This is a genomic window from Methylobacterium sp. Leaf102 (genome assembly GCF_001422425.1).
GTDB lineage: Bacteria > Pseudomonadota > Alphaproteobacteria > Rhizobiales > Beijerinckiaceae > Methylobacterium.
On record NZ_LMMX01000003.1, the window covers coordinates 90,569 to 112,157 of the forward strand.

The 21,589-nt window shown below is 70.7% G+C and carries 19 protein-coding genes; 17 read left to right on the forward strand and 2 right to left on the reverse strand.

All coding sequences use genetic code 11. The features are described 5' to 3' along the window. The first annotated feature begins 43 nt into the window (after positions 1 to 43). Genes ASF27_RS05110 through ASF27_RS05130 form a run of 5 tightly spaced genes read left to right on the forward strand, consistent with a single transcriptional unit; the run spans position 44 to position 6,182 of the window. Positions 44 to 1,408 carry an 8-oxoguanine deaminase gene (locus ASF27_RS05110; protein WP_056358238.1) on the forward strand — a complete coding sequence of 455 codons (1,365 nt, stop codon included), beginning with the start codon at positions 44 to 46 and terminating at the stop codon, positions 1,406 to 1,408. Between the two features lie 2 nt (positions 1,409 to 1,410). After that, positions 1,411 to 2,982, forward strand: coding sequence for an ABC transporter ATP-binding protein (locus tag ASF27_RS05115; protein ID WP_056263050.1), 1,572 nt, complete (start codon positions 1,411 to 1,413; stop codon positions 2,980 to 2,982). A gap of 12 nt (positions 2,983 to 2,994) precedes the next feature. Then, positions 2,995 to 4,083, forward strand: coding sequence for an ABC transporter permease (locus ASF27_RS05120; protein WP_056358241.1), 1,089 nt, complete (start codon positions 2,995 to 2,997; stop codon positions 4,081 to 4,083). Between the two features lie 28 nt (positions 4,084 to 4,111). Next, positions 4,112 to 5,038, forward strand: coding sequence for an ABC transporter permease (locus ASF27_RS05125; protein WP_056263045.1), 927 nt, complete (start codon positions 4,112 to 4,114; stop codon positions 5,036 to 5,038). A gap of 58 nt (positions 5,039 to 5,096) precedes the next feature. Continuing rightward, positions 5,097 to 6,182 (forward strand): BMP family ABC transporter substrate-binding protein, encoded by a 1,086-nt coding sequence (locus ASF27_RS05130; protein WP_056303628.1) that lies wholly within the window; start codon positions 5,097 to 5,099, stop codon positions 6,180 to 6,182. Between the two features lie 68 nt (positions 6,183 to 6,250). Here ASF27_RS05130 and ASF27_RS05135 read toward each other — a convergent pair whose 3' ends face one another. Together ASF27_RS05135 and uraD are read right to left on the reverse strand one after the other, a co-directional pair. Continuing rightward, entirely contained in the window at positions 6,251 to 6,511 is a 261-nt protein-coding gene (locus tag ASF27_RS05135) for a hypothetical protein (RefSeq protein WP_056167878.1), read from the reverse strand. A gap of 450 nt (positions 6,512 to 6,961) precedes the next feature. Further along, positions 6,962 to 7,858 carry a 2-oxo-4-hydroxy-4-carboxy-5-ureidoimidazoline decarboxylase gene (gene uraD, locus ASF27_RS05140; RefSeq protein ID WP_056168109.1) on the reverse strand — a complete coding sequence of 299 codons (897 nt, stop codon included), beginning with the start codon at positions 7,856 to 7,858 and terminating at the stop codon, positions 6,962 to 6,964. A gap of 176 nt (positions 7,859 to 8,034) precedes the next feature. Here uraD and ASF27_RS05145 point away from each other — a divergent pair, with 176 nt between their 5' ends. The 12 genes from ASF27_RS05145 to atzF all read left to right on the forward strand — a co-directional run bounded on the left by ASF27_RS05145 (position 8,035) and on the right by atzF (position 21,522). Further along, the gene (locus ASF27_RS05145; RefSeq protein WP_082478833.1) at positions 8,035 to 9,438 is read left to right on the forward strand and encodes a nucleobase:cation symporter-2 family protein; all 1,404 of its coding nucleotides are present in this window, start codon (positions 8,035 to 8,037) and stop codon (positions 9,436 to 9,438) included. 121 nt (positions 9,439 to 9,559) lie between these two features. Beyond that, positions 9,560 to 10,399, forward strand: a complete 840-nt coding sequence (gene pucL / locus ASF27_RS05150; RefSeq protein WP_056358244.1) for a factor-independent urate hydroxylase — start codon at positions 9,560 to 9,562, stop codon at positions 10,397 to 10,399. A 456-nt stretch (positions 10,400 to 10,855) separates the two neighbouring features. Beyond that, positions 10,856 to 11,107, forward strand: coding sequence for a hypothetical protein (locus tag ASF27_RS05155; protein WP_082478834.1), 252 nt, complete (start codon positions 10,856 to 10,858; stop codon positions 11,105 to 11,107). Between the two features lie 341 nt (positions 11,108 to 11,448). After that, positions 11,449 to 12,555, forward strand: coding sequence for a BMP family ABC transporter substrate-binding protein (locus ASF27_RS05160; RefSeq protein ID WP_056358250.1), 1,107 nt, complete (start codon positions 11,449 to 11,451; stop codon positions 12,553 to 12,555). 86 nt (positions 12,556 to 12,641) lie between these two features. Beyond that, positions 12,642 to 13,793 carry an ABC transporter permease gene (locus ASF27_RS05165; protein WP_244480930.1) on the forward strand — a complete coding sequence of 384 codons (1,152 nt, stop codon included), beginning with the start codon at positions 12,642 to 12,644 and terminating at the stop codon, positions 13,791 to 13,793. Positions 13,794 to 13,803: 10 nt separating this feature from the next. Then, positions 13,804 to 14,727 (forward strand): ABC transporter permease, encoded by a 924-nt coding sequence (locus ASF27_RS05170; protein ID WP_056167858.1) that lies wholly within the window; start codon positions 13,804 to 13,806, stop codon positions 14,725 to 14,727. 8 nt (positions 14,728 to 14,735) lie between these two features. Then, positions 14,736 to 15,764, forward strand: a complete 1,029-nt coding sequence (locus ASF27_RS05175) for a formamidase (protein ID WP_056167853.1) — start codon at positions 14,736 to 14,738, stop codon at positions 15,762 to 15,764. A 14-nt stretch (positions 15,765 to 15,778) separates the two neighbouring features. Next, positions 15,779 to 16,501: an isochorismatase family cysteine hydrolase gene (locus tag ASF27_RS05180; protein ID WP_056358257.1), complete on the forward strand. Its 723-nt coding sequence runs from the start codon at positions 15,779 to 15,781 to the stop codon at positions 16,499 to 16,501. Next, positions 16,498 to 18,051: an ABC transporter ATP-binding protein gene (locus tag ASF27_RS05185; RefSeq protein WP_200918693.1), complete on the forward strand. Its 1,554-nt coding sequence runs from the start codon at positions 16,498 to 16,500 to the stop codon at positions 18,049 to 18,051. The genes ASF27_RS05180 and ASF27_RS05185 overlap by 4 nt, the downstream gene beginning before the upstream one ends. A 131-nt stretch (positions 18,052 to 18,182) precedes the next feature. Then, positions 18,183 to 18,440, forward strand: coding sequence for a hypothetical protein (locus tag ASF27_RS05190; protein ID WP_056168104.1), 258 nt, complete (start codon positions 18,183 to 18,185; stop codon positions 18,438 to 18,440). Positions 18,441 to 18,595: 155 nt separating this feature from the next. Next, positions 18,596 to 19,555, forward strand: a complete 960-nt coding sequence (locus ASF27_RS05195; RefSeq protein WP_056358262.1) for a LysR family transcriptional regulator — start codon at positions 18,596 to 18,598, stop codon at positions 19,553 to 19,555. Between the two features lie 101 nt (positions 19,556 to 19,656). Next, complete coding sequence (gene atzF, locus ASF27_RS05200; RefSeq protein WP_056358265.1) at positions 19,657 to 21,522, forward strand: allophanate hydrolase; 1,866 nt, start codon at positions 19,657 to 19,659, stop codon at positions 21,520 to 21,522. Positions 21,523 to 21,589: the final 67 nt, after the last annotated feature.

Genomic DNA, 21,589 nt, shown 5'->3' on the forward strand with positions numbered 1-21,589 from the left:
GAATATGCTCCCCTCGGGACATCGCGTGGAATCGGGAGTCGGAATGAACGCGCACAAGGCCGGGACCCATCGTCTCTGGATCAGGAACCCGCTGGCGATCCTCGCGGAGGATGCGGCCGGCGGCCTCGTCGTCGAAGGGACGCGCATCGTGGAGCGCGTGCCCTCGGGCGGCCAGCCGGCGGCGCCTGTGCACGAGACCTTCGACGCCGCGGGCCACGTGGTGATCCCCGGCCTCGTCAACACCCATCACCACTTCTTCCAGACCCTGACCCGCGCTCATCCGCTGGCGATCAACAAGCCGCTGTTTCCCTGGCTTCAGGCCCTCTACACCGTCTGGGACAAGCTGACCCCGGAGGCCTTCCGCCTCGCCACGCGCCTCGCCTACACCGAACTGCTCCTGTCGGGCTGCACCACGGCGGGGGATCACCACTACCTGTTCCCGAAAGGACTCGAAGCCTCCGTCGACATCCAGGTCGAGGAGGCGAGGGCCCTCGGCATCCGGGCCTTCGTCACCCGTGGTTCCATGAGTCTGTCGGTGCGCGACGGCGGCCTGCCGCCGGACGCCCTCGTGCAGGACGACGACACGATTCTCTCCGACAGCGAGCGGGTGCTGTCCCTGTTCCACGACCCGAACCCCGGCGCCATGGTGCAGATCGGGTTGGCCCCCTGCTCGCCCTTCAACGTGACGAAGCGGCTGATGCGCGAGAGCGCGGCGCTGGCCGAGCGCCATGATTGCCGCCTGCACACGCATCTCGGCGAGACCCTGGACGAGGACGCCTACTGCCGCGCGACGTTCGGGCAACGCCCCGTCGACTACCTCGAGGAGGTCGGATGGATGAGCCCGCGCGCCTGGCTCGCCCACGGCATCCACTTCAACGACGACGAGGTCGCCCGCCTCGGTAAGGCGGGGGTCGGCGTGTGCCATTGCCCGACCTCGAACATGACCCTGGCGTCCGGCCAATGCCGGACCTGCGAACTGGAGGCCGCCGGCTCCCCCGTGGGGCTCGGGGTCGACGGCTCGGCCTCGAACGACAGCTCGAACCTCATGGAGGGCGTCCGGCACGCCCTGATGCTGAACCGCCTCACCTACGGCGCCGAGAAGGTCACGCATCTCGACGCCCTGCGCTGGGCGACGGAGGGCTCCGCCGCCTGCCTCGGGCGCTCCGATATCGGCCGCCTGGAAGAGGGCCGCGAGGCGGATCTTGCCCTCTTCACCCTGGACGAGCTGCGCTTCTCCGGCGCGCACGATCCCCTGGCGGCCCTCGTGCTCTGCGGCGCCCACCGGGCCGACCGGGTGATGGTGGCCGGGCAATGGCGGGTCATCGACGGACATCCGATCGGCCTCGACACGCGTCGGCTGCGCGAAGACCACAGCCGGTTGGCCCGGCACCTGTTCGGCGCCGTCTGAGGATGGAAGCCGCCCGCTCCGCTTCCGCTTCGCCGCGCCCGCAGGCAGGGCCGACGCCCCTGTTCGGCGCCTACGGCATCGTGAAACGGTTCGGCGGCTTCACGGCGAACGACGGTGTCGATCTGGAGATCCGGGCCGGCGAGATCCACGCCTTGCTGGGCGAGAACGGCGCCGGCAAATCCACCCTGATGAAGATCCTCTACGGCCTGCTGGAGCCCAGCGAGGGCGTCGTCACGCACCAGGGCGACATCGTGCAACTGCCGAACCCGGACGCCGCCCGCCGGCTCGGGATCGGCATGGTGTTCCAGCATTTCTCCCTGTGCGAGAACCTCACGGTCGCCGAGAACATCGCCCTCGTCATGCCGCGGGATCTCTCCGGCCGGGCGCTGGCCGACCGCATCGCCAAGCTCGGCATCGATTACGGCCTTCATCTCGAGCCGGACCGTCCGGTCTGGTCGCTCTCGGCCGGCGAGCGCCAGCGCATCGAGATCGTGCGCTGCCTGCTGCAGGATCCGAAACTCGTCATCCTCGACGAGCCGACCTCTGTGCTCACCCCGGGCGAGGCCGAGGTGCTGTTTTCCGTGCTGGAGCGTCTACGCGCGGAGGGGCGGGCGCTGCTCTACATCTCCCACCGCCTCGACGAGGTGCGGCGGCTCTGCGTGCGTGCCACCATCCTGCGCGCCGGCAAGGTCGTGGGCGCCTGCAATCCGCGGGAGGAGACGGCCCGGTCCCTCGCGGCGATGATGGTGGGGAGCGCCGTGCGCGAGGTGACCGTGCGCGGGGGCGGAGCCGTCTGCCGGGAGCGCTTGGCGCTCGACCGCCTCGCCCTCCCCGCCCCCGGCCTGCACGCCACCGCGCTCCGCGACGTCTCGCTCAGCGTCGCGGGCGGCGAGATCCTCGGGATCGCGGGCATCGCCGGGAACGGACAGGCCGAACTCTTCGCGGCCCTGTCGGGCGAGGTGCGGGCGGCCGATCCGGCTTCCGTGCGCCTCGACGGGGCACCCGCTGGGGACCTCGGCATCACCGCGCGCCGGCGCCTCGGCGCCGCCTTCGTGCCGGAGGAGCGCAACGGCCACGCGGCGGCACCCGCGATGAGCCTGTCGGAGAACGCCCTGCTGTCGCGCCATTCGACGGCGCCCCTGACCCGGTTCGGTCTGCTTCGTCCGGGGGCCGCCCGTGCCCTCGCCCAGCGCGTGATCGCGGCCTTCGACGTGCGCAAGGCGGGCCCCGATCCCGCCGCCGGCACCCTGTCGGGCGGCAACCTCCAGAAATTCGTGGTCGGCCGCGAGATCCTGGCGGAGCCCGGAACGCTCGTGATCAACCAGCCGACCTGGGGCGTCGATGCCGCCGCCGCCGCCCATATCCGTCAGGCGGTGATCGATCTCGCGGCCCGCGGTGCCGCGATCCTCGTCATCAGCCAGGACCTCGACGAACTGTTCGAGCTCGCCGGTTCCATCGCCGTGCTGCACGACGGTACGCTATCGGCGGCGGTGCCCGCGGCCGAGACGACCCGCGAGGCCATCGGCCTGCTCATGGGCGGATCAAGCGACGCGGCGCCGGCCCCCGCGCACTGATCGGGAGACCCCATGCGCCTCGACCTCGTGCCCCGCACCCGCCGCTCCGCGGTACTCGACATCCTCGCGCCGGCGCTGGCCTTCGTCGCGGCGGTTCTGATCGGCGGCCTCGCCGTGGCGGCCCTCGGTGTCTCGCCGAGCGCGGCGTTCGTGACCTACTTCGTCGCCCCCTTGAGCGAGCTGTGGTCGCTTCAGGAGATCGTCCTCAAGGCCGCCCCCCTGGCCCTCATCGCGACGGGGCTCGCCTTCTGCTACCGCGCCGACCTCTGGAACATCGGCGCCGAGGGCCAGTTCGTCGTCGGCGGATTGGCCGGTGGCTGGGTCGGCGTGGCGACGCACGGATCGGGCGACGCCCCCTGGATCCTGCCCGCCATGCTCGCCGCCGGAGCCCTCGCGGGGGCCGCCTACGCGCTGATCCCGGCCGTGCTGAAGGTCCGCCTCGGGGTCTCCGAGATTCTGACGAGCCTCATGCTGGTCTACGTCGCCCAGCTCCTGCTCGACTACATGGTCCGCGGCCCCTTGCGCGACCCGGCGGGCTACAACTTTCCCCAGAGCGTCGGGTTCGATCCGGCCGCGCGCCTGCCCTACCTCATGGAGGGCGAGACCCTGCATGCGGGCGTGCTCGTCGCCCTGGCCGCCGTGGGGCTGGCGACCTTCGTGCTGGCCCGCACCCTGTTCGGATTCGCGGTGCGGGTCGTCGGCGCGAGCCCGCGGGCCGCGCGCTTCGCCGGCTTCTCCGATGCGCGCCTGACTCTGTCGGCCTTCGCCATCTCCGGCGGGGCCGCGGGCCTCGCCGGCATCGTCGAGGTGACGGGGAAGATCGGGCAGCTCCAGCCCGAGATCTCGCCGGGCTACGGCTTCACGGCGATCATCGTCGCCTTTCTCGGCCGGCTCTCGCCGCCTGGTATCCTCGTCGCCGCCCTCGTCATCGCGCTCACCACCATCGGCGGCGAGGGCGCGCAGATCGACCTGAAGCTGCCCCTCGACCTGACCCGCGCCTTCCAGGGCCTGCTCCTCGGCCTCGTCCTCGGGGCCGACGTGTTCGCCCGCTACCACGTCCGGATCGTGCCCGGCGGGCCGTCGGGCCGCACGGCGTCGTGAGCCCGCGCGAACAGGACCGGAGCCGGTCATGACCCTCGACATCGTCCAGATGGTGCTCGTCACGGTCCTGGCGGCCGCGACCCCCCTGATCCTCGCCGGCCTCGGCGAACTCGTCGCCGAGCGCTCCGGGGTGCTCAACCTCGGCGTCGAGGGCATGATGATCTTCGGCGCGGCCGTCAGCTTCGCGGTGGCGATGCAGACCGGCTCGACCCTTCTGGGGGCGCTGGGCGGTGCGGGAGCGGGCCTCGGCCTCGCCGCCCTGTTCGGCCTCCTCACCGTCGGGCTCGCGGCGAACCAAGTCGCTTCCGGCCTGTCGCTCACCATCCTGGGTCTCGGCCTGTCGGGATTGGTGGGGGCGAACTACGTCGGCATCAAGCGCGATCCGGCGCCCCACCTGGCGATCCCCGGCCTCACCGACCTGCCCGGGATCGGCCGGCTGCTGTTCGGGCAGGATGCGTTCGTCTACACGGCGGTCGCCCTCGTCGCCGCCGTGTCGTGGTTCCTCTGGCGCACCCGCGCGGGCCTGACTCTGCGCGCCATCGGCGACGACCCCGTCGCGACCCATGCCCTCGGGCTGAAGGTGCGCCGGGTCCGCTTCCTGTCCGTCCTGTTCGGGGGCGCCTGCGCCGGGCTCGGCGGGGCCTATCTGGCGCTGGCCTACACGCCCTTCTGGTCGCCCGGCATGACGGCGGGCCGCGGCTGGATCGCGCTCGCCCTCGTGGTGTTCGCCTCCTGGCGGCCCCTGCGGGTCGCGGCCGGCGCGCTCCTGTTCGGCGGGGCGACGGTGCTCCAGCTTCACGCCCAGGCCGCCGGGCTCGGCCTGCCGGGCCAGCTCCTCTCCGCCTTGCCCTACCTCGCCACCATCCTGGCCCTGGTCTTGCTCTCCCTGGGACGGCGCCAGGGCGGCTCGCTGGCGCCCGCCGCCCTCGGACGCGTCTTCACGCCGAGCCGGTGACCCGCTTCCACGACGGCACGCCGAAGTTGGCCCACAACGGATCGAAGAGGACACCACCATGCGGGGTAGGTTGATGAGACTCGGCGGTGCGGTCCTGGGCGCGGTCCTCGCGGCCGGACCGGTGCTGACCTGGCAGGCCTCCGCGGCCGACAAGCTGAAGGTCGGCTTCGTCTATGTCGGGCCGGTCGCCGATTTCGGCTATTCCTACCAGCACGATCTCAGCCGCAAGGCGCTGGCGGCGGCGATGCCCGACACCGTCGACACCACCTTCCTTGAGAACGTGCCCGAGGCCGACAGTGAGCGCTCCATCGAGAAGCTCGCCCGCTCCGGCGCCGGCCTGATCTTCACCACCTCGTTCGGCTTCATGGAGCCGACCTTGAAGGTCGCCCGCAAATTCCCGAAGGTGAAGTTCGCGCACGCCACCGGCTACAAGCGCTCCGACAACGTGGCGACCTACTCGGCCCGCTTCTACGAGGGCCGCTACGTGTGCGGGAAGATCGCCGGCAAGCTCTCGAAATCCGGCACCGTGGGCTACATCGCCTCGTTCCCGATCCCCGAAGTGGTGAGCGGCATCAACGCGTTCATGCTCGGGGCGCAGTCGGTCAACCCGAACATCAAGATCAAGGTCGTCTGGGTGAACACCTGGTTCGATCCGGGCAAGGAGGCGGAGGCGGCCAAGGCCCTGCTCGCCCAGGGCGCCGACATCCTCACCCAGCACACCGATTCGGCGGCCCCCCTGCAGGAGGCCGAGAAGCAGGGCAAGCTCGCCTTCGGCCAGTCCTCCGACCAGTTCCGCTTCGCCCCGAAGGCCCAGCTCACCTCGATCACCGACGACTGGAACGGCTACGTCATCGCCCAGGCGAAGGCCGTCCTCGACGGCACCTGGAAGAGCGGCGACACCTGGGGCGGGATCAAGGACGGTATGGTGGTGCTGGCGCCCTTCACCAACATGCCCGACGACGTGAAGGCCATGGCCGAAGTGACCACCAAGGCCATCGCCGACGGCAAGATCCACCCGTTCACCGGGCCGGTGCTGAAGCAGGACGGAACCGTCGCGGTGAAGGCGGGTGAGACCGCACCCGACCCGATGATCCTCGGCATGAACTGGTACGTGAAGGGCATCGACGACAAGCTCACGCAGTAGCGCGCCATCGGACGCGCGGAAGCCCGCCGGATCGCTCCGGCGGGCTTCTTGATCTTACCGGCGACGGATCAGGGGCGCGGTGCCGGCGGCCGGTCGGGCGTCGGGATGCCGGATGGCGGGAGAATCGGCTCGCCGATGCCGGGTGGGGCCGGAATGGCATCGCCGCTTCGAATCGCTTCCCGTTCGTTCCGGGGGCCGGCGCGGCCCTCGGTACCGCCGGGAGCCGTGGCGGGGTCGCTGCCGGCCGGGGCACCCACGGATTGGGCGAGTGCCGGGCCGGCTAGGCCGAACACCCCGCACAGGGCGAGGACCGAAATCGTCAGGCGCATGATCGGGTACCTTCCAGGTCAGTCGAAGGGGAGAAGCAGGTTTCTGTCGAGGCGACGGAACGCGGCCCTGGCGGTTCCGCCGGGTCAGCGACGACGATGCGTTCCGTGGCGGCGGATCGCTCGCCCGCGAAGGCCGCCCGGGGCCGTGAGGCGCGATTGACCGGCCGGAGGCGTCAGGCTGGCTTGCGCCCGGGCTTCGGGTGCCACTCCGAGGACGCCACCGCCGAACAGGCATCCTGCGAGGAGCCAACCCATCACGGGAAGGCCGAGGCAGATGATTCGGGACGGACGCATCGGATACGCTCCTGCCGCCGGCCCTGGGCCGGGTTCGCGGATCGGAGCACAGCAATAGCCATGCCGGCCCGGCCTCGAGTGCCTCTCACCAAACGCCCGCTGCGCCGCCGTGCTCCAGGCGAGAACCGGCTGCGACCGGGAATCTGGTGAGGTACGCTAACTTCCCCGATACGTCTGATAGCTCCAGGGCGTCGCCACCAGGGGCACGTGATAATGGCCTTCCGGATCGCCGACGCCGAAGCGCAGCGGCACGACGTCGAGGAACGGCGGCTCGGGCAGATCGAGGCCGAGCGCCGGCCCGATCCGCCGGAAGTGGTCTCCGAGTGCGAAGCGGAGCTCGTAGGTCGCCCGCGGCACGGGACGCCCGTGGATCAGGGGCGCGTCGGTGCGGCCGTCCGCGTTGGTCACCGCGCGGGCGACGACGGCAATGTCCGTGTCCGAGATGAACTCGACGAGCGTCACGGCCACCCCGGCGGCGGGCTTCCCCTGGACGGTGTCGAGGACATGGGTCGAGATCCGGCCCGTCGTGGACAACGGCCCCGCGCCCGTCACCAGGGCGTTCAGGCGGATCGCGGCGATCCGCATCACCTCGGCCTCGGCCGTCCGTTGCTCCTCCTCCGGCGACGCGGCCAGCCGAGCCTCGAAACTCGCCAGCAGGGAGGTCCGGCCGTGCCGCTTGACGCACAGGATGAAGGGCAGCCCGAACTTGTCCCGGTAGGCCGCATTGAGGGCTGCGAAACGGGCGGCTTCGGTCTCCGACAGGCGATCGAGGCCCGCCGCGGCCTGCTCGGCAATGGAATTGGGGGCGATGTCCCCGGAGCGGGCGGCGCGTCCGGCGAGTTCGGGATGGTTCGCCAGGAGAGCCTGCCGCCGGGCGTCCGGGGCGCCCTCGACCGCCCGGCGCATGGCGGCGAACAGGGCCTCGACGGTGCCGAAGGGCCGTTGCGCGGCGGTCGCCTCGGCGACCCACGGGGCATGCTCGAAGACGGCGCCGAGCACCGCCACGAATTCGGTGGCCGGGGCTTCGTTCAGATCTGCGAGCGTCGTGGGCATGACGGCCGGGTCTCCTTTGAGGCGGGCGATGGTGACGCATCGCAGGGCGGAGGGGTGCAGGCAACGGGCCACGTGCCGTGCCCGAGGCAAGCGCTTCGGCCTCTGGCACATGGTTTGCGCTCTTGGAACCGGCATCCCCGGTGAGGGATCTGCGCGTCGCGGCAGAGGTGTCGACCATGAACAGCGCCACGACGATCGCGGCCCCGCCCGATGCCGTCCTGAGCCCGACCGGCAGCGCACCGCCCGCGGCCGCGGCGAATGTGCCCCCCGTCGCCCTCGGCCTGCTCGGGCTGCAGCACGTCCTCGTGATGTATGCGGGCGCCGTCGCCGTCCCCCTGATCGTCGGCCGTGCCCTGAATCTCGCCCCCGACCAGGTGGCGATGCTGGTGAGCGCCGACCTGTTCGCGTGCGGTCTCGCAACGCTGGTGCAGAGTTGGGGCCTGCCGGGCGTCGGGGTGCGGATGCCGGTGATGATGGGCGTCACCTTCGCCGCCGTCACGCCCATGGTCGCCATGGGGACCAACCCCGCCATCGGATTGACCGGAATCTACGGCGCCGTGATCGCCGCGGGCCTGTTCGCGTTCCTCGCGAGCCCCCTGGTCGGACGGCTGCTGCCGCTGTTCCCGCCGGTGGTGACGGGCACGATCATCCTCGTGATCGGCGTCTCGCTGATGAAGGTCGGCGTCAACTGGGCCGCGGGTGGGGTCGGCAATCCCGACTACGGCGCCCCGCTCTTTCTCGCCATCGCCACGTTCGTGCTCGGCGTGATCCTGGCGATCACCCGCTACGGCACCGGCTTCGTCAATTCGGCCTCGGTGCTCATCGGCATCGTCGCCGGGACGATCGTGGCGGCGTTCTTCGGTCTGGTCGATCTCGGCCACGTCGCCAAGGCGTCCTGGTTCGACGTGGTGCGCCCCTTCGCCTTCGGGTACCCGACCTTCGATCCCGTCTCCATCGTCACCCTGTGCATCGTGATGATCGTGGTGATGATCGAGTCGACGGGGATGTTCCTGGCGCTCGCCGAGATCTGCGCCGATCCCGTGGACGAGGCGCGCCTGACCAGGGGCCTGCGCGGCGACGGCCTCGGCACCATCCTGGGCGGCGTCTTCAACACGTTTCCCTACACCTCGTTCTCGCAGAACATCGGGCTCGTGGGCGTCACCGGGGTGCGGACCCGGAACGTGGCCATCGTCGGCGGCTGCATCATGCTGGGCCTCGGCCTGATTCCGAAGCTCGCAGCCCTCGTGGAGGCGGTGCCGCCTTGCGTCCTGGGCGGGGCCGGCCTGGTGATGTTCGGGATGGTCGGCGCCACCGGGGTGCGCATCCGCGGCGCGGTCGATTTCGCCCGCAATCGCAACAACCTATTCGTCGTCGCGGTGTCCATCGGGTTCGGCATGATCCCGCTGGTCGCACCGGCCTTCTTCAGGCAGATGCCGCATGCCCTGCACCCGCTGCTCGAATCCGGCATCCTGCTCTGCGCCATCGCGGCGGTGACCCTGAACCTGTTCTTCAACGGCCTCGCCGGTGCCGGGGCGTCGCGGGCGGCGGCCCGGCAGCAGGCGACCGCCTCCGAGCATTGAGCGTCCCCGACGAACCCTCGGCTGCGCCGTTGCGCGCGAGGCGGGCACCGGCGAGTCTCTCGCGCGCGCCGGGAGCGTCGTGCCGTCCCCTCGATTCCCGATCGCACATGGAGACAAGACCATGCCCCTGACCGCCTCCCAATACGGCAAGGGCCGCGTGCGGGTGATGCGGCTCGTTCGCGACGGGGATCGTCACACCCCGCGCGAACTCTCCCTCACGGTGCTGATGAAGGGGGCCTTCGACGCCGCCTGGACCGGGGCCGACAACCGCGCCTGCGTCGCCACCGACAGCGTGAAGAACATCGTCAACGTGGTCGCGGCCCGGAACCTCGCCCTCGACGCGGAGGCCTTCGTCCAGGCCGTCGCCGCCACGTTCCTCGAGGCGTACCCGCAGATCGAGGAGATGCGGATCGAGGGTTCGGAAACACGCTGGCTGCGGCGTTCCATCGGGGGCGCGCCGCATGGGCACGTCTTCACCCTCGACGGCAACGGGACGGGCTACGTCGCCCTGACGGCCCGCCGCGAAGGGAGCGTGCTCCGCTCAGGGCTGCGGGGCTTCACCTTCATGAAGACCACGCAATCGGGCTGGGCGGACTTCGTCGACGACGGGTACCGCACCCTGCCGGACGCGACGGACCGCATCGCCGCCACCGCCATGGACGCCACCTGGTCCTGGGCGGCCGCCCCCGCCGACACCACGGCCACCAACGCGCGGGTGCTCGATATCCTGATCGACGTGTTCGGCACCACCTACAGCGCCAGCGTTCAGGACAGCATGTACCGCATGGGAGAGGCGGTCCTCGCGGCCATCCCGGAGATCGCCGAGATCGGCTTTTCCATGCCGAACAAGCACTACATTCCCATCAACCTGACGCCGTTCGGCCTGGAGAATCCCGGAACCGTGTTCCTGCCGACCGACGAGCCCCATGGGCAGATCGAGGCGACGATCGGGCGGGGCTGAGCCGCGATCCGTCCGTGAGCGAAGCCGTTCGGGTCGATTCCAACGTACTTGAGGAAGGGCCGACCGTGTTCCCGGCGTAAGCTCCGGGTCCCGCCCGCGCCGTGCCCCTTCGCGCGGTGCGATCCCTTGGGTGCCCTCCGGGTGGGCATTCCCTGGAACGCCGAGTGTTCCCGTCGCCTGATGCTTCTCGGAGATGCGGTCCGCCGAAAGATGCGTGCCAGCGGCGGCAGGACCTGGCACAAAAGGCGGCACTGGCGTCCAAGTAACTGTCCGAACTCGGTTTATTCTCGCGAATTATTACCGGAGGGACATCGAACCAAGGCGTGTGCATCAACATGATGCACACGCCTTGCGCACGGAATGTTGCTTTTTGATGCGTTGCTGCACAAATTCTGGGAACTCAGCGAGCCGTTCCGCCTTCTATCGGACCGCGGCTCCGCACTCGGGAACCCAACCATGACCGTACGCATCCTCGTGGGCGCCGCCCTTGGTCTTGCCCTTTCCAGCGCCGCTCTCGCGCAGAGCTACACCGCCCCGGCCGGGATTCCCGCCGCGACCGCACCGGGCGGCCTCGAGGGACAGGCCGCCGACCGGAACTTCCACGCCTACACGGGCCGCTTGTCCCACCCGGTGCCCGGACGGGCCGGTGCTGCGGATGCGGACGTCACCGGTTCGGTGAGGGGCGCCCTGCCCCAGCGCGGGCGCTGAAGGCAGCCGATCCCGCAACCGGTCTGCATGACGTGCGCGACGGCTTGGAAGTCCGCGTGTGAGAGACATCGATCCTCGTCTCGGTTTGGGCCGGCGGCTTCCATAGGCCTGCCGGCCCTTCCATTTCCGGACGCCCTTCGACGGAACTGGAAGCGGGTCCCTTGCGTGGCCAAAAACCGTGCATACACGGCCGTCATTTTGAGCGCCTGGTCTGTCCAATTGCTGATGCGCGTAGAGCAAACGCCATCATCGCACTGCCGAAAGTCTTGGCTTTCTCTCCATTGGGGTACGGCTTAGGTTTCGTTCCATCGCAACCATGCGAGTCGAATGGAACGGATGCCGTGACCGCACGCCCTTTCTCTCGCAGACATCTTCTCGCCGGAGCCGGCGCCCTGTCGCTCGGGCTCCTGCCCTCCGGTCGTGCGCGGGCCGCCGGTGCCTTGACCGTCGGATTCATCTACGTCGGGCCCAAGGACGATTACGGGTACAACCAAGCCCACGCCCAGGCCGCGAAGGCGCTCAAGGGTATGCCGGGCCTCGAAATCACCGAGGAGGAGCGTGTCCCCGAGACCAACGCCGTCGAGAAGACCATGGAGAGCATGATCAACCTCGACGGGGCGACGCTGCTGTTCCCCACCTCGTTCGGTTATTACAGTCCGTATCTTCTCGCCCAGGCGAAGAAGAACCCCAAGATCCAGTTCCGGCATTGCGGCGGCCTCTGGACGGACAAGGATCCGAAGAACGCAGGCTCGTACTTCGGCTACATCGCCCAGGGCCAGTACCTCAACGGGATCGTGGCGGCGCATGCGTCGAAGTCGAAGAAGCTCGGCTTCGTCGGCGCCAAGCCGATCCCGCAGGTGCTGAACAACATCAACGCCTTCCTGCTCGGGGCCCAGAGCGTCGATCCGTCCATCACCTGTCAGGTCATCTTCACCGGCGAGTGGTCGCTCGCGGTCAAGGAGGCCGAGGCCGCAAACGCGCTCATCGACGGCGGCGCCGACGTTGTCACCTGCCACGTCGACAGCCCGAAGGTGGTGGTCGAAACCGCCTCCCGGCGCGGGGCCTTCGTCTGCGGCTACCACGTCGACCAGTCGCCGCTCGCCCCGCAGAAGTATCTCACCGGCGCGGAGTGGAACTGGCTGCCGATCTACAAGGACTTCATCGCCGCGATGCAGGCCGGCCGCGTGCCGCAGAACTTCGTGCGCGGCGGGCTCGCGGACGGCTACGTCAAGATGAGCCCCTACGGCCCCGGCGTGAGCGAGGCGGCTCGCAAGAATGCCGACGCGGTCAAGGCCGAGATGATGACGGGCGGCTACGCCATCATCAAGGGGCCGCTCAAGGACAACACCGGGAAGGAAATCCTGGCCGCCGGCCAAGCCTACCCGGAGAAGGCGCCCGAACTCGAGAGCACCAACTACCTCGTCGCCGGCGTGAAGGGCTCGGTATGAGCGCCGGGCCGATCGGGCCTCGGGTGACGTCCCCGATCGCACACGGGAGACCCTGACGCGTGGTCGCGCAGGCCGCCCCTTCGGAGCTGAGCGCCGCCCCGGCGCGCCCCTCGGCCGGCCTCCAGGTCCGCGCCTGGCTGGCGCGCCGCGCGGAGGCGGTGGCGATTCCCGTGGCCGCCGCCGTGACGGGCTTCGTGCTGTTCGGTGTCTTCCTCGCCGCCATGGGCAAGTCGCCGGTCCAACTCGTCGAGATCGTCTGGCGCGGCGGCTTCGGCTCGGCCTTCGCGCTCGGCAACAGCCTGCAGCGCGCCGCGCCCCTGCTGTTCGCCGCCCTGTGCGTCGCCCTCCCCGCCCGGCTCGGTCTCGTGGTGATCGGCGGCGAGGGCGCCATCGTGCTCGGCGGCCTCGCCGCGGCGGCCGCCGCCCAGCCCCTCGCCGCCTTGCCGGTGCCGCTCGCGATCCCCCTGATGGCGCTGGCGGCGGCCCTCGTCGGAGCGGTCTGGATCGGTGCGGTGGGCTGGCTCCAGGCCTATCGCGGCGTCAACGCCACCATCTCCAGCCTGCTCCTGTCCTACATCGCCATCGCGGTCGCCAACCATCTCATAGAGGGTCCGCTGCGCGATCCGACGAGCCTGAACAAGCCTTCGACCCTGCCGGTGGGCGAGGCCTTCATGCTCGGTCCGATGCCGGGGATCGGCGTGCATTGGGGGCTGGGCTGCGGCGTGATCGCGTGCCTGGCCGCCTACCTGCTCATGGACCGGACGACCCTCGGCTTCGCGGCCCGCATCGCCGGAGGCAACGTGCGGGCGGCGCAGATCCAGGGACTGCCCGTCGGCCGGCTCATCGTCGGCTTCACGGCCCTGGGCGGCGCCTTCGCGGCGCTCGCCGGCTTCTTCGAGGTGGTCGCCGTGCAGGGCACCGCCAACGGCACGCTCGCAGCCGGCTACGGCTACACCGGCATCCTCGTGGCGTTCCTCGCCCGGCAGAACCCCATCGCCGTCGTGCCGGTGGCCTTCCTGCTCGGCGGCATCGAGGCCTCGGGCGGCCTGATCCAGCGGCGAATGCAGCTCCCCGACGCCACCGTCCTGGTGCTGGAGGGCCTGCTCTTCCTCGTCGTGCTCATGAGCGAAACGCTCTACGGCCGGTTCAAGCTGTTCAACCCGCATCTCTGGGCGGCCAAATCCCGGGCAACCGAGCGCGAGACGGCACGGGGATCGACCCCCGCGGGGCCGGCATGAGGGGTGGGCGATGAGCGAGGATCTCGGTCTCTGGTCCGTCCTGATCGCGGTGATCGGCGGGGCGATCCGCGTCTCGACGCCGTTCCTGTTCGTCAGCCTCGGTGAGACCATCACCGAGCGCTCGGGGCGGATCAATCTCGGGCTGGAGGGAACCCTGGTCTTCGGGGCCATGTCCGCCTACGGCACCGCCGTGTTGACCAATTCGCCCTGGGCGGGCGTGGCGGTCGCCGCCCTGGCGGGCGCCGCGTTCGGCCTCCTGCACGGGTTCGTCTGCCGCCTGCCCCGGGTCAACGACGTGGCGGTGGGCATCGCCCTGATGCTGTTCGGCTCAGGTCTCGCCTTCTTCCTCGGCAAGCCCTTCATCCAACCCTCGGCCCCGCCGCTCCCGGCCATTCCCTTCGGGTTCTGGTCGAGCCTGCCCCAGGTGCAGGCGGCCCTGCAGGTGAACGTGCTGTTCCTCGCGGGCGCGGCCCTGTCGGTGTTCCTGTGGTGGGCGTTCCGCAACACCAAGGCCGGCCTGATCGTGCGCGTTGTCGGTGACAGTGCCGACGCCGCACGGGCCATGGGCTACGACGTCGACCGCGTCCGCCTGTACGCGACGGCCACCGGCGGTGCCCTGGCGGGGATCGGGGGCGCCTACCTGTCGCTGTACTATCCGGGTTCGTGGAACGAGGGCGTGTCGTCGGGCCAGGGCCTGATGGCGGTGGCCCTCGTCATCTTCGCCCGCTGGAACCCGCTGGCGTGCTTCGGCGCGGCTTTGCTGTTTGGCGGCGCCGGGGCCCTGGGGCCGGCCCTGCAATCGGTCGGCGTCAGCCAAGGCTACTACCTGTTCTACGCCGCGCCCTACGTCCTCACCCTCGCCCTGCTGATCGCCACCGCGTCGCCCGACCGGGCGCTGGCCGGCGCACCGGGCGAACTGTCCCTCTCGAAGTAGGCTCTCGCATGAACGGACTCGGCGGACTGAACAAGTCGCCCGACGGCGTCGTCATCGGCCTCGTGCAGCTGCAATTGCCCAAGGTGGTCACGAAGGCCGATCTGACGGCCCAGACGGACCGCGTCGTCGCCATGGTGGCCAAGGCGCGCGCGAACCTCGGAACCATGGATCTCGTGGTGTTCCCCGAATACGCCCTGCACGGCCTGTCGATGGACACCAACCCGGAGATCATGTGCCGGGTGGATGGCCCCGAGGTCGCGGCGTTCCAGGCGGCCTGCCGCGAGCACCGGATCTGGGGCTGCTTCTCAATCATGGAGTTCAACCCGCACGGAAATCCCTACAACACCGGCCTGATCATCGACGACGGGGGCGCGGTGAAGCTCACCTATCGCAAGATGCACCCCTGGGTGCCGGTGGAGCCGTGGGAGCCGGGTGACCTCGGCATCCCGGTGATCGACGGGCCGAAGGGCGCGAAACTCGGCCTCATCATCTGCCACGACGGCATGTTCCCCGAGATGGCCCGCGAATGCGCCTACAAGGGCGCCGAGATCATGATCCGCACGGCCGGCTACACTGCGCCGATCCGCGACTCCTGGCGCTTCACCAACCAGGCGAACGCGTTCTCCAACCTCATGGTCACCGCCAACGTCTGCCTGTGCGGCTCCGACGGCGCCTTCGATTCCATGGGCGAGGGCATGATCTGCAACTTCGACGGCGCGATCATCGCTCACGGCACCACGGGCCGCGTCGACGAGATCATCACGGCCGAGGTGCGGCCCGACCTCGTGCGCGAGGCGCGCATCCACTGGGGGGTCGAGAACAACATCTACCAGCTCGGCCACCGCGGCTACACGGCGGTGAAGGGGGGCGCGCAGGATTGCCCCTACACCTACATGCACGATCTGGCCGCCGGCCGGTACCGCGTGCCGTGGGAGGATCAGGTCCAGGTCGTCGACGGCACGGGCTGCGGCTTTCCCGCGCCGACGCGGTCCTACGGCGAGGCGCTGGCGCCGGGCGCCCGCGAGGCGGCCGAATGAGCGCGGGCTCTCCCATGGGCGTGGAGGCCTCCTCCGTGGGCGCACAAACTTCGGCCGGGGGCACCTATGCGGCCGCCGAGCCGTACCCCTGGCCCTACGACGGCAGCCTTCGCCCCGAGGCCACGGCCCTCGTCGTCATCGATATGCAGACGGATTTCTGCGGCGTCGGCGGCTACGTCGACGCCATGGGCTACGACCTCGCCCTCACCCGCGCGCCGATCGATCCGATCGCCCGGCTCCTCGCCGCCGCGCGCGAACGGGGCTTTCCCGTCATCCACACCCGCGAGGGGCACCGGCCGGATCTGGCGGATCTGCCCGCCAACAAGCGCTGGCGCTCGCGCCGCATCGGGGCCGGCATCGGCGATCCGGGACCCTGCGGCCGGGTGCTGGTGCGGGGCGAGCCCGGCTGGGAGATCATTCCGGAGCTGGCGCCGGAGCCGGGCGAGCCGGTGATCGACAAGCCCGGCAAGGGCTCGTTCTGCGCCACCGACCTCGAACTGATCCTCAAGGCGCGCGGGATCCGCAACCTCATCCTCACCGGCATCACCACGGATGTCTGCGTTCACACCACGATGCGCGAGGCCAACGACCGCGGCTTCGAATGCGTCATCGTCTCCGACGCCACCGCGGCCACCGATCCCGGCAACCACGCGGCGGCCCTGAAGATGGTGACCATGCAGGGCGGCGTCTTCGGCGCCGTCGCCACGTCCGAGGCGCTTCTCCGGGCCATGGGCTGAGCACCATGGACAGCACCCCCGCCCTGCCCCGCGCCATCGGCATCGAGACCATCGGCATGACGAAGCGCTTCGGCGCGCATGCGGCCCTCGACGACGTCTCCATGAAGATCGAGCGGGGCGGCTTCCACGCCCTGCTGGGCGAGAACGGCGCCGGCAAGTCGACCCTCGTCAAGTGCGTGATGGGCTTCTACGCCCCGACCGCGGGCACGGTCCTGGTCGATGGGCGCGAGGCCGAGATCACCAATCCGAAGGGGGCGCAGGCGCGTGGCCTCGGCATGGTCTATCAGCACTTCACCCTGGTGCCGTCCCTCACGGGCGCCGAGAACCTCGTCATCGCGCGCGCCGACGCGCCGGCGATCCTCGACTGGAAGGCCCAGCGCGCCGTGCTGGCGGATTTCATGGACCGGATGCCGTTCCGCCTGAACCTCGACCGGCCCGTGGCGGAGCTGGCGGCGGGCGAGAAGCAGAAGCTCGAGATCGTCAAGCAGCTCTACCTCGAGGCCCGGTTCCTCATCCTCGACGAGCCGACCTCGGTGCTGACGCCCTCCGAGGCCGAGGAGGTGCTGGGTCTGCTGCGCGCCATGACCGACCGCGGCGACCTCACCGTGCTGATGATCAGCCACAAGTTCCACGAGGTCGAGACCTTCGCGCGGTCCTTGAGCGTCCTGCGCCGGGGCCGCCTCGTCGGTGGCGGTGCCGTCGGGACGCTCTCGCGCGACGACATGGCGGCGCTGATGATCGGCGAGCGGACCGTGCGGACCCTCGCGGCCCGGATCGGCGACGCGGACGCGGGCCGCGAGGTGCTCCGGGTCGAGGGCGTCACCGCCACCGACCCGTCCGGCCTGCGCCACATCGCCATCGACAGCCTGCGGGTGCGCGCCCGGGAGATCGTGGGCATCGCCGGCGTCTCCGGCAACGGCCAGAAAGAACTCGCCGACGTGCTCGGCGGGCAGATCCGCGCCACTGCCGGTCGGGTGATCGTCGCGGGCGCACCCTATTCCGGCACCCGTTCCGAGAGCCGATCGCGAAAGGTCCGGTTCATCCCGGAGGAGCCCCTGCGCAACGCCTGCGCGCCCCGCATGTCGGTGTCCGAGAACCTCGCCTTCCGCGCCTTCGACCGGCGCGGCGACGCGGCCGGCGGCCCCCCGACCCTGTGGCTCGACAAGCGTGCCATGGCGGCCCGGGCCAGGGAGCTGATCGCCCGGTTCAAGGTGAAGACGGCCTCCGCCGAGGCCCCCATCGCGACCCTGTCGGGCGGCAACGTGCAGCGGGCCGTGCTGGCGCGCGAGCTCACCGATCCCGTCGATCTCCTCATCGTGGTCAATCCGTGCTTCGGCCTCGACTTCGCGGCGGTCTCCGAGATCCGCAACCGGATCGTCGCCGCGCGCAATGCCGGGGCGGCGGTGCTGCTGATCAGCGAGGACCTCGACGAGATCCTGGAACTGTCCGACCGCATCCTGGTGATGTCGGACGGGCGCCTCGTCTACGAGACCCCGGCGGCGGACGCCGAAGCCGGCACCATCGGCCGGCACATGGCCGGGCATCACTGAAGCATCCGTCTTTTCGATTTCATCGAACGTTTCCATCGAGTCTTTTCGGGTTTTTCGGAGGGCGGTCCAGGCCCATCTTCGCTCCATCAGAAGCCGGCCAACGTCGGCACACCGAACCGATGGAGCCCATCATGTCCCGTATCCTCACCCTGTCGGTCCTCGCTCTCACGGCCGTCGCCGGTCTGACCGGCGCCGCGTCCGCCCAGAGCTACACGGCCCCCGCCGGCATTCCGGCCGTCACGGCGCCGGGCGGCGTCGCGGGGGCGCCTGCGAACGACCGGCGGCGCCTCGACGGAGCGGTCCCGGCTTGGGTGGCGGGTGCGGACGTCGCCACCACCGGGTCGCTCCGGGCGCCCCACCCCGCAATCCGGTCGCGCACCGCGCGCTGATCCGCGCACGAACACGCCGACGCGACGAAGCCGGTCCTTACGGGGACCGGCTTCGTCGCGTCGGCGTCGCCTTCTTTGGAACCGGCGCTCCCCTTGCTTGCGAGACCCGCCCGGCGCCGGTGTGCCGTGTGCGAGGCGATGGGCGGGGAAACGACATGCGGACGGCCGGAATCCCGACCCTCGATCAGCTGCGCGTGTTCCTGTGCGTCGTGGAGGCCGGAAGCTTCGCGGCGGCGGGCCGGCGGCTCAACCGCGCCACCTCGGTAATCAGCTACGGGATCGCCAACCTCGAGCAGCAGCTCGGCCTGCCGCTGTTCGATCGCGAGGCGACCCGCAAGCCGCAACTCACCGAGGCGGGGCGTGCCGTGCTGGCCGAGGCCCGCACCGTCGCCCACAGTCTCGATGCCCTGCGCGCCAAGGTGAACGGCCTGCTCGGCGGGCTGGAGGCCGAGGTCAGCCTCGCCGTCAGCGTGCTGATGCCGGGCGACCGTCTCGTCGATGCCCTGAAGGCGTTCCAGGCACGGTTTCCGACTGTGGCGCTGCGCCTCAACGTCGAGGCCCTGGGGGCGGTCCAGCACTGCGTCGCCAGCGGCAAGGCCGTCATCGGCATCGGCGTGGAGATCTGGGACAAGACGAGCGATCCCCTCGAACACATCGCCGTCGGAGACGTCGAGATGCTGCCGGTCGCGGCCCCGTCGCACCCCCTCGCTCGGGCGGACGACGCCCCGCCGGGCCAGGCCCGCGAGCATGTCCAACTCGTGATCGCCGACCGCTCGCCGCTGTCGGACGGTCAGGAATTCGGCGTGATCGCCACCCGCACTTGGCGGCTCTCCGACCTCGGCTCGAAGCACACCCTGCTGCTCGCCGGGATCGGTTGGGGCAGCATGCCGGCCCACATGGTGCGGGCGGACCTCGCGGCGGGACGCCTCGTCGAACTGCGGATGCCGGAGGCGAAGCGCCGCCGCCTGCCCTTCACGGCGATCCACCGCACCGACCGGCCGCCCGGACCCGCAGGGCGCTGGCTGATCCAGCGCTTCGCCGAGCAGGTCGGAGATGCGCCCGGCGACCCGTCCGCCCATGGACCTGCATCGCGTTACGCGGGCACGCCCGGCTGAGGCGCCTTGGCAACGGGCTTGCTCACGGGGAAGCGGGGAACGCGTCGCGGGCGAGGCGGCGTCCGGTGACGTGTCGCGCCGTGTATACAAAGGAGGCAGGGATGCATCGTGGTGAGCACAACGACGCGACTTACGATCCGCGCGTGGATGACGGCCTGCCGCCGGTCCTGACCCTCGCGGCCCTGCGTGCACGCTACGCCGCCGGAGACCTGAGCCCGGCCGACCTCGCCGCCCGCGTATCCGACCGTATGGCGGCCTGTCCCGACCCGGCCGTCTTCATCACGCCCGTCCCCCGCGAACACCTGATCGCGGCGGCCCGTGCCCTGATGGCGCGCCACCCCGAGCCGAATTCCCTGCCGCTCTGGGGTGTGCCCTTCGCGGTGAAGGACAACATCGACGTCGCCGGCCTGCCCACCACCGCGGCCTGCCCGGCCTTCGCGTTCGAGCCGGCGCAGGACGCGCACGTGATCGCGCGGCTGAAGGCGGCCGGCGCCCTCGTCATCGGCAAGGCCAACCTCGACCAGTTCGCCACGGGCCTCAACGGCACCCGATCCCCCTACGGCGCACCCTGCAGCGTCTTCTCGCCCGACCACATCTCCGGAGGGTCGAGTTCGGGCTCGGCGGTGGCGGTGGCGGCGGGGCTGGCCTGCTTCTCCCTCGGCACCGACACCGCCGGCTCCGGCCGGGTCCCGGCCGCCTTCAACAATCTCGTGGGCATCAAGCCGACGCCGGGTCTCGTCTCCACCACCGGCCTCGTTCCGGCCTGTCGCAGCCTCGATTGCATCACCGTGTTCGCCCCGTGCGTCGCGGATGGGATCGAGATCCGACGGATCGCCGAGGGGTTCGACGGGAGCGACATCTACGCCCGGCGCATCACGCCCGTGTCCCTGCCGTCCGCCCCGCGCTTCGGGGTGCTGACGGGGGCGGACCGCGAATTCTTCGGCGACACCGAGGCTGAGCGCCTCTACGACGCGGCCGTCGCCCGGCTCGAAGCCCTGGGCGGCACGCCCGTCGCGTTCGACTACGCCCCCCTGCGTGCCATCGCCGACCTCCTCTACGGCGGCCCCTGGGTGGCCGAGCGCCTCGCGGCGGTCGAGACGTTCTTCGGCACGAACGCCGACGATTTCGATCCGAGCGTGCGCGCCATCGTCGCCTCCGCCGGGGCGTTCAGCGCCGTCGACGCCTTTCGCGGCCGCTACCGGTTCGAGGCCCTGAAGCGCGAGGCGGACGCCCTGTTTTCCGGCCTCGACATCCTGCTCCTGCCGACGACGCCGACGATCTACACGGTGGCCGCCATGCGCGACGACCCCGTCGCGCTCAACAGCCGGCTCGGCCTCTACACCAACTTCGCCAACCTGCTCGGCCTCGCCGCCATCGCGGTGCCGGCGGGGTTCCGGGGCGACGGCCTGCCCCTTGGCGTCACCCTGGTCGGCCCCGGCGGCAGCGACGATGCCCTGGGACCGATGGCCGATGCCCTCCACCGGGGGGCCGCGTGCGGCCTGGGGCGCGACCGCGCCGGGGCCGTGCCGGACTTCGTCCGCCGCCCGGAGCCCGGCCACGCCGGCGTCGCCCTCGCGGTGGTGGGGGCGCATCTGTCCGGCCTCCCCCTCAACGGCGAGCTGCTCGCCCTCGGCGCGACCCTGCTGGAGAAGACCCGGACCAAGTCCGACTACCGCCTCTACGTCCTGCCGCACACCGAGCCCGCCAAGCCCGGCCTCGTGCGCGACCCGGGTTTCGACGGACCCGGGATCGCGGTCGAGATCTGGACGCTGCCGCCGGAGGCCTTCGGCCGCTTCGTCGCCGCGATCCCCGCACCCCTGGGGATCGGCCGGATCGCCCTGGCCGACGGAAGAGCGGTTCCGGGCTTCCTCTGCGAGGCGCACGCCGTCGCGGAGGCCCCGGAGATCACCCGGTACGGCGGGTGGCGCGCCTACCGGGCCGCGGCCGAACCGGGAGGCACCGCTTGATCGCCGGCGGAGCTTGGCCGCGCCCTTGCGTACACGGCTCCGGACGCCTCAGCTTCGGAGAGACGAG

Coding starts and splice junctions, on each gene's coding strand:
- ASF27_RS05110 (WP_056358238.1), top strand. CDS start 44: ATGAACGCGCACAAGGCCGGGACCCATCGTCTCTGGATCAGGAACCCG.
- ASF27_RS05115 (WP_056263050.1), top strand. CDS start 1,411: ATGGAAGCCGCCCGCTCCGCTTCCGCTTCGCCGCGCCCGCAGGCAGGG.
- ASF27_RS05120 (WP_056358241.1), top strand. CDS start 2,995: ATGCGCCTCGACCTCGTGCCCCGCACCCGCCGCTCCGCGGTACTCGAC.
- ASF27_RS05125 (WP_056263045.1), top strand. CDS start 4,112: ATGACCCTCGACATCGTCCAGATGGTGCTCGTCACGGTCCTGGCGGCC.
- ASF27_RS05130 (WP_056303628.1), top strand. CDS start 5,097: ATGCGGGGTAGGTTGATGAGACTCGGCGGTGCGGTCCTGGGCGCGGTC.
- ASF27_RS05135 (WP_056167878.1), bottom strand. CDS start 6,511: ATGCGCCTGACGATTTCGGTCCTCGCCCTGTGCGGGGTGTTCGGCCTA.
- uraD (WP_056168109.1), bottom strand. CDS start 7,858: ATGCCCACGACGCTCGCAGATCTGAACGAAGCCCCGGCCACCGAATTC.
- ASF27_RS05145 (WP_082478833.1), top strand. CDS start 8,035: ATGAACAGCGCCACGACGATCGCGGCCCCGCCCGATGCCGTCCTGAGC.
- pucL (WP_056358244.1), top strand. CDS start 9,560: ATGCCCCTGACCGCCTCCCAATACGGCAAGGGCCGCGTGCGGGTGATG.
- ASF27_RS05155 (WP_082478834.1), top strand. CDS start 10,856: ATGACCGTACGCATCCTCGTGGGCGCCGCCCTTGGTCTTGCCCTTTCC.
- ASF27_RS05170 (WP_056167858.1), top strand. CDS start 13,804: ATGAGCGAGGATCTCGGTCTCTGGTCCGTCCTGATCGCGGTGATCGGC.
- ASF27_RS05175 (WP_056167853.1), top strand. CDS start 14,736: ATGAACGGACTCGGCGGACTGAACAAGTCGCCCGACGGCGTCGTCATC.
- ASF27_RS05180 (WP_056358257.1), top strand. CDS start 15,779: ATGGGCGTGGAGGCCTCCTCCGTGGGCGCACAAACTTCGGCCGGGGGC.
- ASF27_RS05190 (WP_056168104.1), top strand. CDS start 18,183: ATGTCCCGTATCCTCACCCTGTCGGTCCTCGCTCTCACGGCCGTCGCC.
- ASF27_RS05195 (WP_056358262.1), top strand. CDS start 18,596: ATGCGGACGGCCGGAATCCCGACCCTCGATCAGCTGCGCGTGTTCCTG.
- atzF (WP_056358265.1), top strand. CDS start 19,657: ATGCATCGTGGTGAGCACAACGACGCGACTTACGATCCGCGCGTGGAT.